The 13,858-nt window shown below is 66.6% G+C and carries 13 protein-coding genes; 6 read left to right on the plus strand and 7 right to left on the minus strand.

The window, feature by feature from the left end:
- Positions 1 to 29: 29 nt before the first annotated feature.
- The 3 genes from ASD28_RS16610 to ASD28_RS16620 form a co-directional block, all read right to left on the minus strand.
- Entirely contained in the window at positions 30 to 812 is a 783-nt protein-coding gene (locus ASD28_RS16610) for a hypothetical protein (protein ID WP_056130190.1), read from the minus strand.
- A gap of 142 nt (positions 813 to 954) precedes the next feature.
- The gene (locus ASD28_RS16615; RefSeq protein WP_056130194.1) at positions 955 to 2,349 is read right to left on the minus strand and encodes an FAD-containing oxidoreductase; all 1,395 of its coding nucleotides are present in this window, start codon (positions 2,347 to 2,349) and stop codon (positions 955 to 957) included.
- Between the two features lie 101 nt (positions 2,350 to 2,450).
- Positions 2,451 to 3,416, minus strand: coding sequence for a YafY family protein (locus ASD28_RS16620; RefSeq protein WP_056130197.1), 966 nt, complete (start codon positions 3,414 to 3,416; stop codon positions 2,451 to 2,453).
- A gap of 79 nt (positions 3,417 to 3,495) precedes the next feature.
- On the opposite strand from ASD28_RS16620, the gene ASD28_RS16625 reads away from it, so the two are divergent.
- The 4 genes from ASD28_RS16625 to ASD28_RS16640 all read left to right on the plus strand — a co-directional run bounded on the left by ASD28_RS16625 (position 3,496) and on the right by ASD28_RS16640 (position 7,637).
- Positions 3,496 to 4,173 (plus strand): NIPSNAP family protein, encoded by a 678-nt coding sequence (locus ASD28_RS16625; RefSeq protein WP_056130200.1) that lies wholly within the window; start codon positions 3,496 to 3,498, stop codon positions 4,171 to 4,173.
- Between the two features lie 10 nt (positions 4,174 to 4,183).
- Positions 4,184 to 4,648 (plus strand): DUF1579 domain-containing protein, encoded by a 465-nt coding sequence (locus ASD28_RS16630; protein ID WP_229412005.1) that lies wholly within the window; start codon positions 4,184 to 4,186, stop codon positions 4,646 to 4,648.
- Between the two features lie 254 nt (positions 4,649 to 4,902).
- A complete protein-coding gene (locus ASD28_RS16635) occupies positions 4,903 to 6,261 on the plus strand; it encodes a GGDEF domain-containing protein (protein WP_056130206.1) in 1,359 nt (452 codons plus the stop codon).
- A gap of 20 nt (positions 6,262 to 6,281) precedes the next feature.
- Positions 6,282 to 7,637: a GGDEF domain-containing protein gene (locus tag ASD28_RS16640; protein WP_082579148.1), complete on the plus strand. Its 1,356-nt coding sequence runs from the start codon at positions 6,282 to 6,284 to the stop codon at positions 7,635 to 7,637.
- 14 nt (positions 7,638 to 7,651) lie between these two features.
- On the opposite strand, the gene ASD28_RS16645 is transcribed toward ASD28_RS16640, so the two are convergent.
- Positions 7,652 to 8,233, minus strand: coding sequence for a DJ-1/PfpI family protein (locus ASD28_RS16645; RefSeq protein ID WP_056130211.1), 582 nt, complete (start codon positions 8,231 to 8,233; stop codon positions 7,652 to 7,654).
- A gap of 128 nt (positions 8,234 to 8,361) precedes the next feature.
- Here ASD28_RS16645 and ASD28_RS16650 point away from each other — a divergent pair, with 128 nt between their 5' ends.
- Positions 8,362 to 8,745, plus strand: coding sequence for a hypothetical protein (locus ASD28_RS16650; RefSeq protein ID WP_082577120.1), 384 nt, complete (start codon positions 8,362 to 8,364; stop codon positions 8,743 to 8,745).
- A gap of 7 nt (positions 8,746 to 8,752) precedes the next feature.
- Here ASD28_RS16650 and ASD28_RS16655 read toward each other — a convergent pair whose 3' ends face one another.
- Genes ASD28_RS16655 through ASD28_RS16665 form a run of 3 tightly spaced genes read right to left on the minus strand, consistent with a single transcriptional unit; the run spans position 8,753 to position 13,127 of the window.
- On the minus strand, positions 8,753 to 10,618 hold the full coding sequence (locus ASD28_RS16655; protein WP_056130218.1) for a bifunctional diguanylate cyclase/phosphodiesterase: 1,866 nt from the start codon (positions 10,616 to 10,618) through the stop codon (positions 8,753 to 8,755).
- Positions 10,615 to 11,103: a YfiR family protein gene (locus tag ASD28_RS16660; protein ID WP_056130219.1), complete on the minus strand. Its 489-nt coding sequence runs from the start codon at positions 11,101 to 11,103 to the stop codon at positions 10,615 to 10,617. Before ASD28_RS16660 ends, ASD28_RS16655 begins: the two co-directional genes overlap by 4 nt.
- A 2-nt stretch (positions 11,104 to 11,105) precedes the next feature.
- Positions 11,106 to 13,127 carry a TonB-dependent receptor gene (locus ASD28_RS16665; protein ID WP_229412007.1) on the minus strand — a complete coding sequence of 674 codons (2,022 nt, stop codon included), beginning with the start codon at positions 13,125 to 13,127 and terminating at the stop codon, positions 11,106 to 11,108.
- A 271-nt stretch (positions 13,128 to 13,398) separates the two neighbouring features.
- Between ASD28_RS16665 and ASD28_RS16670 the strand changes: the two genes are divergently transcribed.
- Positions 13,399 to 13,845 carry a glycine zipper 2TM domain-containing protein gene (locus ASD28_RS16670; protein WP_056130222.1) on the plus strand — a complete coding sequence of 149 codons (447 nt, stop codon included), beginning with the start codon at positions 13,399 to 13,401 and terminating at the stop codon, positions 13,843 to 13,845.
- The last annotated feature ends 13 nt before the right edge of the window (positions 13,846 to 13,858 follow it).

Below are 13,858 nucleotides of genomic sequence, written 5' to 3' on the forward strand. Positions count from 1 at the left end.
ACATCCGCCAAGCCCCTGATTTTTTGGTCTCAATGCCCCAGCAGCATCTTCGCCACCGGTAACCACGCCGGCCACAGATACAGGCTGACGTGCGTGACTTGCCAGCCGAAACTCCAGACCACGCCCATCACGTAGGCCGGATGCAACCGCCCGCGGGTCAGCAGGTCGTGCACACCGATGCCGAGCGCGAGCACGTCGTTGGTCAGGTGCAGGATCAGGAACGTCGCCCAGAAACTCTGCCCCCAATAGCCGAACGGATAGGCGGCGCTGATCGTACCGCCCAGCCAGCGCGCAAAGCCCGCTGTGCTCAGTTGCAGGATCGCCAGCATCATCAGGCGCTTGTGTGCCGCCACCTGCCTGCGGAGAACGATGCCCGCCACACTCAGGCCGACGAAACCAATCAAATCGCCGAGTTGCACGCTCAGGAATGCAGGATCGCTGTGCGGCGTGCCGAACTTCAGGTTTTGTATCGTATAAGCCGTCAGCGGGCCGACGATGGCGAGCACGCCCACACCGGATGCCATTGCGATGCCCAGGCGCCGGTGCAGGGCGGGCTTCTCTGCGCGAACGAGCAGGATTTGCGCGGTGAACGCGACCAGCCATGTGGCGAACACGGCGGAATGCACGTGCAGGATCATGGGGTAGGGCGGGTCATTGTTCGCGATATGCTGCGCGATTTCACGACCGAAGCCGAGCAGCATCCCGATCCAGATCAGCGTGATATAGATGAGAAAGAGCGAACCGTCGGCAGGGTGGGTGGGTGCGAATTCCAGGCGTGTCCGTAGCGGTTTGGCGGCTGCATCGGAAAACATCGTGCGTTCTCGTTCAACGAAAGTTGAAAGAGTCTGGCCGACCAGCTGTTCGGGTGGCAATTACAAAAACGCCCAGGAGCGTCAACATTTTTGATGCAACTTATGCATGGGAAATGCGACGCCAGCGCAGCGGCGCCGCGCGTCAGCCGCCGCCCGCGTGCGGCGCGTCCAGTTCGCCGGCGATCGTGGGAATCAGCTCCGATACGGTCGGGTGGATCGCCACCACGTGGGTCAGCTGTCGGCTGGTCATCCCGGCGGCCATCGCAGCCAGCACCATGTGCACCGCCTCGTCGCCGCCGGGGCCGAGGATGGCGGCCCCGAGGATCTCGTCCGTCTGCGCATCCGCGACGATGCGCATCGAGCCCTGGGACTCGCCTTTTTCGACGGCGCGTCCCACGCGCGCCATGGGCCGCTTGCCGACGCGAACGGTGCGGCCCTGCGCCAGCGCCTGTTCCTCCGTCATGCCGACGCGTCCGAGGGGCGGGTCGATATACAGTGCATAGACGGGGATGCGGTCGTTCACCGAGCGCGACTCGCCGTCCAGCAGGTTGGCGGCGACGATCTCGTAGTCGTTATAGGCCGTGTGCGTGAAGGCGCCGCGCCCGTTGCAGTCGCCCAGCGCCCAGATGCCGGGGACGTTCGTCCGCAACTGCTCGTCGACCTCGATATGGCCGTGCGGACCGGTGCGGACGCCCGCCTTGTCGAGGCCCAGGTCGTCCGTGTTCGGCACGCGGCCGGCCGCCACGAGGATGTGGCTGCCGACGGTCTGCTCCTTGCCGCCATGCGTGATCACCGCGCCGCCTTCCGGATGCGGGCGCACCTGGATGCATTCCGCGTCCAGCTTGAACGCGACGCCCTCGGCTTCGAGAATGGCGCGGATCTCGTCCGAGACCTCGCTGTCCTCGCGCGGCATGAGGCGCGCGCCGCGTTCCACCACCGTCACCTGGGAACCGAAACGGCGGAACATCTGTGCGAACTCCAGCCCGATGTAGCTGCCGCCGATGACGACCAGGTGGCGCGGCAGTTCGCGCAGCGTCACCATGTCGCTGCTGCTGAGCCAATCGACGTCGCCGAGTCCTTCGATGTTCGACGCGGAAGCGCGGCCGCCCACGTCGATGAAGATCTTGTCCGCCTCCAGCAGCCGGTCGCCGACCCGCACCGTGCGCGCGCTCTCGAAGCGCGCATGGCCGTGGATCAGCGTGCAGCCGGGCAGGCCGGTGATCCAGCGCTCGAGTCCCGCGCGGCTCTTGTCGACGATGGCGCGGGTCCGGTCGTTCACGGCCGCCATGTCGACCACGGGCGCGCCCGGGATCGTCACGCCGTATTCGCCGGCCCGCGCGGCCAGGCGGGCGACGCGGGCGCTCGCCACCATCGCCTTGGTGGGCGTGCAGCCGACGTTCACGCAGGTGCCGCCCACGGCACGGCGTTCGATGACGGCGACGGTCATGCCGGCCGTTCCCAGGCGGTTGGCCAGGGCGGAGGCCGCCTGACCCACGCCGATGATCACTGCGTCGAATCGTTCGGTGACGGCTGGCATTGCTGTTCTCCTTGTCGGCGCCGGCGCGGCTGTCCGGCCGGGTGTTCTATTGTAGGACGTTCGGCCGGGCGGCCGGCACTGGCCGGATTGCGGGGGACGCGTCAGCACCCATACATCTCCGACTGGCACCGCAACCTGGAAACGATCGCTTTCCTGAGCCTGACCGGCCCCGTCACCTCCACGTCCGGCGCCAGCCGCAGCAACTGGCCGGCCCCGTGCTCGACCGACTCGACCGGAATCCGCAACGCCACCCGCCCATCCCGCCGCCGCGACGGCCGCGCTTCCGCCACGGCACGGGCAACGGCGGCATTCAGGTAGCGCAGATGCTTGAGCCCGGCCGGCGTCGCCAGCACGTCCGCATGGTCCATATACAGCTCGGCCTCGAAGCGCGCGACCGACGCCACCCAATAACGCGCCAGGTCGAACCGTGCCGGCCGTTTTACGCGCTGCTCCAGCTTCGCCGCGCGTCTCACGTTCGAGATCCGGTACGTGCGCGGCTTGCCGTCCGCCGCGGCGACGAGATACCACGCACCCGCCTTCAGCACGAGCCCCAGCGGATGGACGACCCGCTCGACCTCGTCGCGCCAGCTCTCGTAGTGCATGCCCAGCTGCCTGTCCGTCCAGAGCGCGTCGGCGACGACCGCCAGGCACGGCACCGCATCCGCCTCGCGATACCAGTCGACCGGATCGAGGTGAAAGCGCGACTGCATCTTCTGCGCTTCCGAGCGCGAGGATTCCGGCAGCGACGTCAGCAACTTGAGTTGCGCGCCCTGCAGCGGCTTGTCGAGGCCGAGGTCGGCTGCGGGGCCGGCCAGGCCGCTGAGGAAGACGACTTGCGCTTCGGCCGGCGTCAGGCCGGTGAGTCGCGTGTTCCAGCCGTCGAGCAGGCGGAAGCCGCCGGTGCGGCCGCGCTCCGCGTAGATGGGCACGCCGGCGGCGGTCAGCTGGTCGATGTCGCGGTGCAGCGTGCGCACAGAAATTTCCAGCGCCTCGGCGAGCGCGGCGGCGCTCATGGTGCCGCGTGTCTCGAGCATCATTTGGATGGAAAGCAGGCGGCTGGCGCGCATGGTGCGGCGGAATATATGACATCAGGTGGCAGATATTCTATTCGATACTGCCGGCATCGACATCAACGAGGAGCCCACCATGCCACCGACACATCCCCAGGTTGTCGAACTGCGCCAGTACACGCTGCGCCCACAACAGCGCGATGCGCTGATCGAGCTGTTCGACCGCGAATTCGTCGAGTCCCAGGAAGCGGAAGGCATGGGCGTGATGGGCCAGTTCCGTGACCTGGGCGACCCGGACCGCTTCGTCTGGCTGCGCGGTTTTGCCGACATGCCTTCGCGTGCACGCGGCCTGCAGGGTTTCTACGGCGGTCCGGTCTGGGCGGCCCATCGCGATGCGGCGAACGCGACCATGATCGATTCCGACGACGTCCTGCTGCTGCGCCCGGCGTGGCACGGTGCCGGTCTGGCGCATGATCCCGCGCGCAGGGCAGGGGGCGCGGGCGGCTTGGTCGCCGTCACCGTGTTCACCCTGAACGATGCCGCGAGCCCGGCGCTGCTCGACGTCTGCCGCGAGCGCATGGCGTCCGTTCTGCAAAGCGACGGGGCGCTGGCGCAAGGGTGGTATGTCACCGAACCGAGCCCGAACAATTTCCCGCGGCTGCCCGTGCGTGAAGGTGAGCATGTGCTCGTCAGCGTGGCCGTGTTCAAGGAGCCGATCGGACGGCACGTGACGCCGGCCCTGTCGCAGTGGCTCAAACAGCCGCCCCATTCCATGAAACTTGCGCCGACAGCCCGCTCGGCCATCCATGCATAAGGACCCCGCCATGAACGATTTCGATTTCCTCGTCGGCCACTGGACGGTCCGCCATCGGCGTCTCAAGGAACGCCTCGTCGGATGCACCGAATGGGAAGAGTTTGGCGGGACATGTTCCCTGCGACCGCTGCTGGACGGCCAGGCGAACGTCGACGACAACGTGCTGGAAACGCCGTCAGGCACCTATCGTGCGGCTTCGATCCGCGCCTACGACCCGGCGACGCAGCGATGGTCCATCTGGTGGCTCGACAGCCGCCAGCCCCATGACCTGGGCGTTCCGGTCGTCGGCGCGTTCAAGGATGGCACCGGCACCTTCTTCGCCGCCGACACCCTGAACGGCCAACCGATCCGTGTGCGCTTCCTCTGGACGGACATCACGGCCGCGAGCGCCCGCTGGCAGCAGGCGTTCTCGAGGGATGGCGGCGCGACGTGGGAAACGAATTGGGTCATGAAGTTCGAGCGCGCCGTTTCTTGAACGTTCCGCGCAGCAGGCCGTCCATGCCCCGCCCTTGCCATCGCATCGGTCTTGTTCGGCCATGCGGGACGGTCGGGGTTCGGTGTCGGGACGGTTTTCAGATTGGGGTTATTCCGCGTCAGCAGGACGACATCCAATTTGTTCGCCATTCGCACTAACTGATACCAATTGGCAACACTGCTTTTCAGTTTTATTGCATGCACCTAAACGGTGAGGTATCTTGCTGTATCGCAAGAATCTCTAAGAAACTCACCATGTCGGTGCCCTCCACTGAAACCTCGCTGCAGCCCCTGGTCCGGCTCCTCGGCCATGCCCGCTATGTCTTCGCGGGCTTGTTGCTCATCACGGTCGTCCTGCTCGTATGGCAGCGCTATGGCATGGAAAAGGTTGTCGAGTTGACCGGCGATCACTTTCCGCTGTGGGTAGAGGATGACCGGTCGGGCGGTGGCGCTTCCGTGGCCTCGCTCGAGCGCAAAGGGCAGGACCTCATCGTGCACTGCCATATCGCGTCGAAGAGCGCATGGCCGTACTGCAAGTTGAGTTTCAATTTCCTCAAGGGGGAAAAGGGCATGGACATGTCCCGTTTCGACTTCCTGACCATCGAGGGGCGATATGCCGGGCCGGGGGCATCGAAATTCGGCCTGGTGCTTGCGGACATCGACGAAGGGCTGACCCGCCTCGACCAGTGGCAAACCTACAAGATCAACCAGATCGATGCGCTCGACCTGCCGCCCGATGGCAAGGTCTTCGTGATACCGATCAAGTGGTTTGGCGTGGCGCAGTGGTGGAAGGACATGACAAAGCCGACGCTGGCGCATTCCGCGGTCAATGTCGACAACGTCGCGCGCGCGGAATTGATGATCAATGGCGGCGGCAAGGAAGGCGAGCACGTCTTCACCCTGCACGCCCTGCGCCTGCACGGCAAGATGATCAGCCGCGACACGCTGCTGATGTGGATCGTGGCCGCATGGGTATCGTGCGCCGTCGGCTGGCTCGCGATCCTCACGCTGTCGCTGCGCTCGCAACTGCGGGACAGCCGGGCGGCCGTCGCGCTGCTCCGGACGGTCAACAAGGCGCTCGAACTCGAAGCGCGTGACCTGGCCGGGCAGGCGCACATCGATCCGCTCACGGGCGTGCTGAACCGGCAAGGCCTGCGTGCCGCGCTGATGAGTACGTCAAGCCTGCTGGCCGATCCGATGGCCGTGATCTTCATCGACATCGACCACTTCAAATCGATCAACGACACGCACGGCCACGACGTGGGCGACGATGTCCTGCGCAAGTTCGCCAACGTCATCGCATCCGGCATCCGTTCGTCGGACCGCCTCGTGCGCTGGGGCGGCGAGGAATTCCTCATCGTATGTCCGATGACCAATGTGTTCCAGGGACGAATTCTGGCGGAAAACCTGCGCCATGCGCTGCACCAGCAGGCGTGGCCGGTTGGCCTGCGCGTCACGGCCTCGTTCGGCGTGGCGCAGCATCACGAGCGCGATGAAGTCGGTGTCGTCATCAAGCACGCCGACGAAGAGCTGTATCGCGCCAAGCAAGGCGGCCGCGACCGCGTTTGCGCCTATGTTCCGTCCGACATGATCGCGAACGCCGAGGCGGCCTGACGTCATCGCGTATAACGATCATGTCCACGTCCATCGCCTCGCTTCAGCCGTTAGCCCGTATTGTCGGCTATGCCCGTTACGTGTTCGGCGGACTATTGCTGCTGACGATCGTTCTGCTCACCTGGCAGCGCGTCGGCATGGAGCAGGTGGTCGAGCTGACCGGCGATCATTTCCAAGTCTGGATCGAGGATGATCGCAGCAGCAGCGATGGCGGCGCTTCGGTCGGGTCGATCGAAAAGAATGGGCGCGACCTGGTCGTGCATTGTCATATCGTCCCAAAGTACGGATGGCCATATTGCAAGCTCACGTTCAATCTTCTCAAGGAGAATGTGGGTATGGACATGTCAACGTTCGATTACATGACCATTGACGGACACTATTCCGGAACCGGGAACCCAGGCTTCAGTCTGGCCCTGGCCCAGGTCGAGGAAGGGTTGACGCGGCTCGACCAGTGGGAAACCTTCAAGGTCCACCAGGTCGATAAGCTCGATTTGCCGGCCGACGGCAAGTTGCGGATTCCGCTCAAATGGTTCGCCGTGGCACCCTGGTGGAAGGACATGGCCAAGCCGTCGATGGAACACGCGGCCGTCAATGTCGACAATGTCGCGCGCGTCGAGTTGCTGATCAGGGGCGATGGCAAGGACGGCAAGCACGTGTTCACGTTGCGCCGACTGCAGTTGCACGGCAAGGTGATCGCCCTGAATACATTGCTGATGGGGCTGGTGAGTGCCTGGGTGCTGTGCGCCGTCGGCTGGCTGGTGGCCGTCACGCTGTCGTTGCGTACGGAATTGAAGGACCGGGAGGCGGCCATCGCCTTGCTCAAGGAGGTCAACAAGGCGCTCGAGCTTGAGGCGCGCGACCTGGCCGGGCAGGCGCACATCGATCCGCTCACGGGCGCGCTGAACCGGCAGGGCCTGCGTGCTGCGTTGATGAGCACGTCGAGCCTGCTGGCCGATCCGATGGCCGTGATCTTCATCGACATCGACCACTTCAAGTCGATCAACGACACGCACGGCCACGACGTGGGCGACGATGTCCTGCGCAAGTTCGCCAACGTCATCGCGTCCGGCATCCGTTCGTCGGACCGCCTCGTGCGCTGGGGCGGCGAGGAATTTCTCATCGTCTGTCCGGTAACCAACGTGCACCAGGGACGGACGCTCGCGGAAAACCTGCGCCGTACGCTGCACCAGCAGGCGTGGCCGGTCGGCCTGCGCGTCACGGCGTCGTTCGGCGTGGCGCAGCACCACGAGCGCGACGCGGTCGGCGTCGTCATCAAGCACGCCGACGAGGAATTGTATCGGGCCAAGCGGAGCGGCCGCGACCGCGTGTGCGCCCATATTCCAGGCGAGACGACCGCGCCCGCCGAAGCGGCCTGACGTTACCGCGCGAACTACAGTGCTATGTCGGTCCCGAGCCGCTTGAGGAACTGCGCGATCCATTGCGGATGCGCGGGCCAGGCCGGGGCGGTGACGAGGTTGCCGTCCGTGACGGCCTGGTCGACCGGGATGTCGGCATATTCTCCGCCGGCCATCTTGACCTCCGGCGCGCAGGCGGGATAGGCCGACACGCGCTTGCCGCGGATGACGTCGGCGGCTGCCAGCAGCTGGGCGCCGTGGCAGACGGCGGCGATCGGCTTGTCGGCGTGCGCAAAGCCCCGCACCAGCGCGATCACCTGCGGATCGAGGCGCAGGTATTCCGGCGCGCGGCCGCCCGCGATGACGAGGGCGTCGTAGTCGTCCGGGTTCGCCTCGGCGAAATCGGCATTCAGCGCGAACTGGTGGCCGGGCTTTTCCGTGTAGGTCTGGTCGCCTTCGAAATCGTGGATCGCGGTCTTGACCTTGTCGCCCTTCTTCTTGCCGGGGCAGACGGCGTGCACCGTGTGGCCTACCGCCAGCAGTGCCTGGAACGGCACCATGGTTTCGTAATCTTCCGCAAAATCGCCGGTCAACAACAGGATCTTTTTCGCTGCCATCGTGTGTTCTCCTTAAGTAGTTCCCTAGGACTTGCCGTGACAAGATACCATCGTCGCGCGGGCGCCGTAAGGCTTGATGTTCGGCACGGTTTGTTGCCGGAATCGGACCCGCAGCAATGGAGCCCTCAATGACCGTGGATGAACTGAAATCGCTCGCCGACGCATCGGCCGCCGTGACGCAGCCGTGCGCCTGCGCCATCGACACCTACCGGGAATGGACGCGCGTACCGGTCGATTTCCCGGAGTCGCAGATGCGCACCGTGGGCACGCTCGTGGCCGACCCGTACGGCGAGCCCACGTTCGCCGAGTACCACCCGGACGGCACCACGAACTGGTCGCCGGAGGCGCCCATCGCGCCGCGCCACTATCCGTACAACCGCGCGCAGGTCGCGCAATGCACCGTGTGCGGGCGCTGCGCGTTGCGCTATGTGGAGGCGGGCGGGTATTACGTGGAGCCGCGGATCCGGTCGCTCGATCCGCGCCTGATCGTGGACGTGCCGGCGCCGGATTGAAAGCGGCTCAGGCCGCCGGCACGCATTCCTCGAGCACGCGCGCACGCAGGGCCGCCAGCGGCAGCGGGCGCGCCAGCAGGTAACCCTGCACGTAGTCGCAGCCCGCCTGGCGCAGCCATTCGAACTGCTCGGGTTCCTCGACGCCCTCGGCGACCACGGTCAGCTTGAAGCCGTGGGCGAGGGCGATCACGGCGCCGGCGATCGTCGTGCCGGACGTGGGCAGCAGGCGGACGAAGCTGCGGTCGATCTTGAGGTGGTTGATCGGGAAGGTCTGCAGGTAGGCGAGCGACGAATAGCCGGTGCCGAAGTCGTCGATCGACAGGCGCACGCCCAGCGCGCGCACGTTGTGCATGAATTCGACGGCGCCGTCCAGGTCTTCCATCAGCATGCTTTCCGTGAGCTCCAGCTCGAGCCGGTCCGCGGGCAGGCCCGTGTGCGCCAGCGTGTTTTCGACGACGTCGATGAAATCCTTGTCGCGCAGCTGGCGCGCGGAGACGTTGACGGCCATGCTGAGCCACGTGCCGGTCTGGCGGTACAGCGCGACGGCGTCGCGGCAGGCGCGGTCCAGCACCCACTTGCCGACTTCGACGATCAGGCCGCTTTCCTCGGCGATGGGGATGAATTCCGCCGGCGAGATATACCCCTGGTCCGGATGCGGCCAGCGCAGCAGCGCTTCCACGCCGACCATCTTGCGCGAGCCGCAGGCGTATTGCGGCTGGTAGCACAGTTCCAGCAGGCCGGCCTCGAGGTGGCGGCGCAGGTCGCGTTCCAGGCGCGCGCGCCGCTGCGTGGCGAGGATCATGTCGCGCTCGAACAGGGCGACGTTGTCGCGGCCCTTGCCCTTGGCGCGGTACAGGGCGGCGTCGGCGTTGCTGAGCAGTTCGCTCATCGTGTGCGCGTCGTCCGGGAACACGCAGGCGCCGATGCTGGCCGTGGGCATCACTTCGATCCCCTCGACCTGCAGCGGCTGGCGCAGCGCGGCCACGATGCGCTGCCCCACGCGTTCCAGCTCGGCCGGATCGTCGAGCGGGGCGACGATGACGGCGAATTCGTCGCCGCCGATGCGGCCGATGCGGTCGCTGGCGCGCGCCGTCGCGCGCAGCCGGCTGGCCACCTGTTGCAGCAGGCGGTCGCCGGCGGCGTGGCCGGCCGTGTCGTTGACGACCTTGAAGTTGTCGAGGTCGATCAAGAGCAGGCCGATGCGGCCGCCGCCCTCGGTGCGCATGGCGATTTCTAGCTCCAGCGCCTCATAGGTGCAGCGGCGGTTCGGCAGGTCGGTCACGGTGTCCGTGTAGGCCAGGTGCTTCAGCTGCGATTCGGCGCGGCGCATGCGGGCCTTGGTGCGGCGCGTGAGCATGGACGTCGTCACCAGCGCGCCCAGCGAGGCCAGGGCCAGCAGGGCGCCATAGCGCAGCAGGCCGTTGCGGATGCCGACCGTGTCGGCCGTCAGCACGACCCGGCCCAGCGCCATGCCGCGATAGCGGATGGGCCGCGCCACCGAGAGCGGCGTGAACAGCGTCCAGTCGCGCAGCAGCGACGGCATCTCGTCGACGGCGCCGTTGCGGTAGGCGGCGAATTCGACGTCCTGGCGGTCGTACACCGTGGCGGCGGCGAGGAACGACGAGTGACGGAACGAGCGCAGCATCTCGTGCGCCGCGTCCTGGTCGTGGAACATCAAGGTGGCCGCCACGTTGTCGGCGATGATCGCGGCCTGCACGGTCAGGTCGTCGGTGAGGTTGCGGCGCAGCGCGACGAACTGGTAAGCGAGCAGGATGCAGCAGGCCACGCCGAGCGCGGCGGCCGCGGCCAGCAGCTGGCCCATGCCGAGCATGCGGCTCAGTTCTCCGGGGCGGCGCGCCGTCGTCGGGTTCATAACACGTTCCTCGCCAGGCGCAGCAGGTGGGAAGAAAAGCGCAGGCCGCTCTTCGCCGCTTCGCGCGTGTCGATGTCGAAGCGGATGTGTTCATCGTCCTCGACGAGCGTGATGGCGGCCTTGCCGCCGGCGCCATCACGCACGACGAGCACGCCCGCCGACAGCAGCGCCGGCCGCTCCATCGAGCGCGCCAGCACCGCGATGTCGCAGTGCGCGGCTTTCGGATGCGCCAGTTCGGTCACGGTCCAGGGACGGCCGTTGATCGGCTTGCCGTTCAGGGCGCTCAGCGCGGACCACAGCGGATTGTCCGGACTCGCGCATACGAACAGCGGTCCCTTGCCGGCGGCATCCGGCCAGGTCGTGAACATCGCGAAGTTGAAAATGTATGCCGCCTTCAGGTCCTTGCCCTCGACCTGGGCGCGGCAGGCGCCGGCTGCCAGGCCCAGGCCGGCCACGATCGCCAGGAAGGAGAGGGCGCGGAGCATCGTCAGAACCGCCAGTCCAGTTTCGCGGCCAGCGTGCGGCCCTCGCGCGCGAGCGCGGTCTGCACGAAGGCGGGGCCGGCCACGTCGGCATAGCGCTTGCCGGTGGCGTTGTAGGCGCTGAGCGACAGCTCGGTGCGCGGCAGCAGCCGCAGCGCGGAGAGCGTGACGTTGGCGACGCAGTAGCCGCCGGCCGCGCCCTGGTCGGCCAGGCGCCTGCCGCTGCACTGCAGCTCGGCGCCGACGCGGCCGCCGCGCCAGCCCAGCGGCGCCGTGAGGTTGGCCTTGGCCAGGTGGCGCGGCGAATCGACCAGGGGCACGCCGCCGGTGCCGCGTGCCAGCTGCCAGGAATAGCTGGCGCGCAGGCGCACGGCGCCGAAGTCGCGGTCGAGCGCGGCTTCCAGGCCGCGGGCATCGGCATGGTCGATATTGCGGAAGATGAGCATGTCCGTGGCCGGGTCGAGCTGTTGGCTGATCAGGTCGTCCACCGCGTAGCGGAACAGGGACAGCGTGGCGTGGCCGCCGCCTGCCAGGACGTGTTCCAGCACCAGCTCGCGCGTCGCGATCTTTTCCGGGCGCAGGTTCGGATTGGGGAGCATGCCGCCGGCCATCTCCGGCAGCGCGTAATACATCTCGTAGGCGTTGGCCGCGCGGAAGGCGCTGCCCGCGATCAGCTTGACGGTGTCGCTTGGGGTGGCCTTGTACACGACGGCCACGCGCGGGCTGAAGCGATGCATGTCCGGGTCTTCGCGGTCGTCGTAGCGCACGCCGGCGTTGACGAGGAAGCCGGCCGGCAGGCGGATCTCGTCTTCCACGAACACGGCGCGGCGCATCGCGTCGCGGTGGTCCTGCAGCAGCAATTCGTAGGGCTGCTCGTTGTAGTTGTACTGGTCGCGGTGCGCGTCGCGTCCCAGCTCGGCGCCGATCACGATCTTCTGGCCCGGCAGGTTCGTCAGGGTCGCGTGCGCGCTGGCTTCGTACCAGCGCGCATGGGCGCCGTCGACGTTCTGGCGGACCACGCCCTCGACGTCCGGATACCAGCCTGGCCCCTCGTAATCGGCCTGGCCCGACTGCAGCTGGACCGCGAGCGCCAGCGCGGGCGCGAGCTGGCGGTTCCATGCGGCGCCGATGATCGTCTGCGTGTCGCGTGTCTGGTTCGTCGCATTGAACACGGCGCCGAAGGATCCGGTCGGGATGCCCTTGGTGCGCGCGACATGGCTGGCCGACAGGGTCACGCCGCCAAAGCTGCCCTTGACGAGGAAGTTCTGGGCGCGGTCCCAGTCGAGGTGGCGGGCGATGCCATTGTTGGTCGCGGGGGTGTCGAACTCCGGGTAATACAGGTCGCGGCCCGCGCGGTTGAAGGCGCTGGCGGACAACAGCAGGTCGGCGCCGTTCTGGCCGTGCCAGCCGTAGCTGGTGCGGGCCTTGCGCTCGCCCTGGCCGGCCGCGGTGACGGCGCCCTGGACGCCGGACAGGCCGCTGCCGTCGCGCGTGACGACGTTGATCACGCCGAACAGCGCGTTCGAGCCGTACACGGCCGAGCCTGGACCGGGCACGAATTCGATGCGCTTGACCATGTCCATGTCGATCAGGCCCCCGGTGCCGATGAGGGCCTGGTCGTACACGGCGTCGTTGACGCGCATGCCGTCGACCAGCAGCAGGAAGCGGCTGTTGTAGTCGCCCGGACGCAGGAAGCCGCGCGCGCCCAGGTACGTGTAGTTGCGGTCGCTCGTCACGTACAGGCCGGGCAGCGTGGCCAGCGCGTCGGCCAGCGTGCGCCAGCCATGGTCGCGGATGTCGGAAGCCGTGAGCACGACCACGGACGACGGTGCGTCGCTGATCGGCTGGGCGAATTTCGATGCGGCCGTCACGACCCGCATCTGCATCAGTTCCTCGAGGGGGATCGTGCTCAGCGTGCGGATGTCGCCGGTTTCCGTGTCGGTCCCGGCGAGCGCGACGGTGGGCCAGGCCAGCACGGCGGTGCAGACGATGACGGACAGGGTGCGTGACGACATGGACGTGGACATGGGATGACAAAGGCCTGCGGTAACGGCCCGTCTTCTGTAAATTGTTTCAAATAATCACATGTCAGTACTATAGAGAAACTTTCGCAGCATGGCATCGAAAAGTTGCATCAAAAAGACAGAATAACGCATTTATGGCAAGCATCATTCCATATTGCACCAAAAATGGACGGTTACACTCGCTTGCAATTGATACTGTTTCACTCTTTCCACATTGGAGCGTGACCGTTACTCTGTACACATATTTGTTACAACGATATGTAAGGGGAACACCATGCAAGCATTCGCTATCCGTCACACCGCCCGTGCCGCCCTCGTCGCCGCGATCCTCGCCGCGCCATTCGCAGCCCAGGCCGCACCCGACCACCATCCGCGCGCCGAAGCGCAATGCCGCAACTGCGCCACGGTCGTCTCGAACCATACGTACAAGCGTGAACCCGAGCGCGCCAGCGGCGTCGGCGGCGTGGGCGGTGCAGTCGTCGGCGGCCTGCTGGGCAACCAGGTAGGCAGCGGCCGCGGCCGCACCCTGGCCACGGTGGCGGGCGCGGTGGGCGGCGCCTATGCCGGCAACCGCATCGAGCGAAACATGAAGGCGGAAACCTATACGGACGTGCGCGTGAAGATGGCGGCCGGCGGGTACCGTACCTTCACGGAGAAGGGCGCGCCGCGGTTCCGCAATGGGGAGCGCGTGCGCGTGCTGGATGGGCGCCTGGTGCGCTGACCCGTCGCTCCCG

It is taken from the genome of Massilia sp. Root133 (genome assembly GCF_001426525.1).
Taxonomy (GTDB): Bacteria; Pseudomonadota; Gammaproteobacteria; order Burkholderiales; family Burkholderiaceae_D; genus Telluria; species Telluria orientalis.

What these genes read in the sequence shown, in the direction of transcription:
- ASD28_RS16635 (WP_056130206.1), top strand. Translation starts at nt 4,903, where the DNA reads ATGTCGGTGCCCTCCACTGAAACCTCGCTGCAGCCCCTGGTCCGGCTC.
- ASD28_RS16650 (WP_082577120.1), top strand. Translation starts at nt 8,362, where the DNA reads ATGACCGTGGATGAACTGAAATCGCTCGCCGACGCATCGGCCGCCGTG.
- ASD28_RS16625 (WP_056130200.1), top strand. Translation starts at nt 3,496, where the DNA reads ATGCCACCGACACATCCCCAGGTTGTCGAACTGCGCCAGTACACGCTG.
- ASD28_RS16610 (WP_056130190.1), bottom strand. Translation starts at nt 812, where the DNA reads ATGTTTTCCGATGCAGCCGCCAAACCGCTACGGACACGCCTGGAATTC.
- ASD28_RS16640 (WP_082579148.1), top strand. Translation starts at nt 6,282, where the DNA reads ATGTCCACGTCCATCGCCTCGCTTCAGCCGTTAGCCCGTATTGTCGGC.
- ASD28_RS16615 (WP_056130194.1), bottom strand. Translation starts at nt 2,349, where the DNA reads ATGCCAGCCGTCACCGAACGATTCGACGCAGTGATCATCGGCGTGGGT.
- ASD28_RS16630 (WP_229412005.1), top strand. Translation starts at nt 4,184, where the DNA reads ATGAACGATTTCGATTTCCTCGTCGGCCACTGGACGGTCCGCCATCGG.
- ASD28_RS16645 (WP_056130211.1), bottom strand. Translation starts at nt 8,233, where the DNA reads ATGGCAGCGAAAAAGATCCTGTTGTTGACCGGCGATTTTGCGGAAGAT.
- ASD28_RS16655 (WP_056130218.1), bottom strand. Translation starts at nt 10,618, where the DNA reads ATGAACCCGACGACGGCGCGCCGCCCCGGAGAACTGAGCCGCATGCTC.
- ASD28_RS16620 (WP_056130197.1), bottom strand. Translation starts at nt 3,416, where the DNA reads ATGCGCGCCAGCCGCCTGCTTTCCATCCAAATGATGCTCGAGACACGC.
- ASD28_RS16670 (WP_056130222.1), top strand. Translation starts at nt 13,399, where the DNA reads ATGCAAGCATTCGCTATCCGTCACACCGCCCGTGCCGCCCTCGTCGCC.
- ASD28_RS16660 (WP_056130219.1), bottom strand. Translation starts at nt 11,103, where the DNA reads ATGCTCCGCGCCCTCTCCTTCCTGGCGATCGTGGCCGGCCTGGGCCTG.
- ASD28_RS16665 (WP_229412007.1), bottom strand. Translation starts at nt 13,127, where the DNA reads ATGTCCACGTCCATGTCGTCACGCACCCTGTCCGTCATCGTCTGCACC.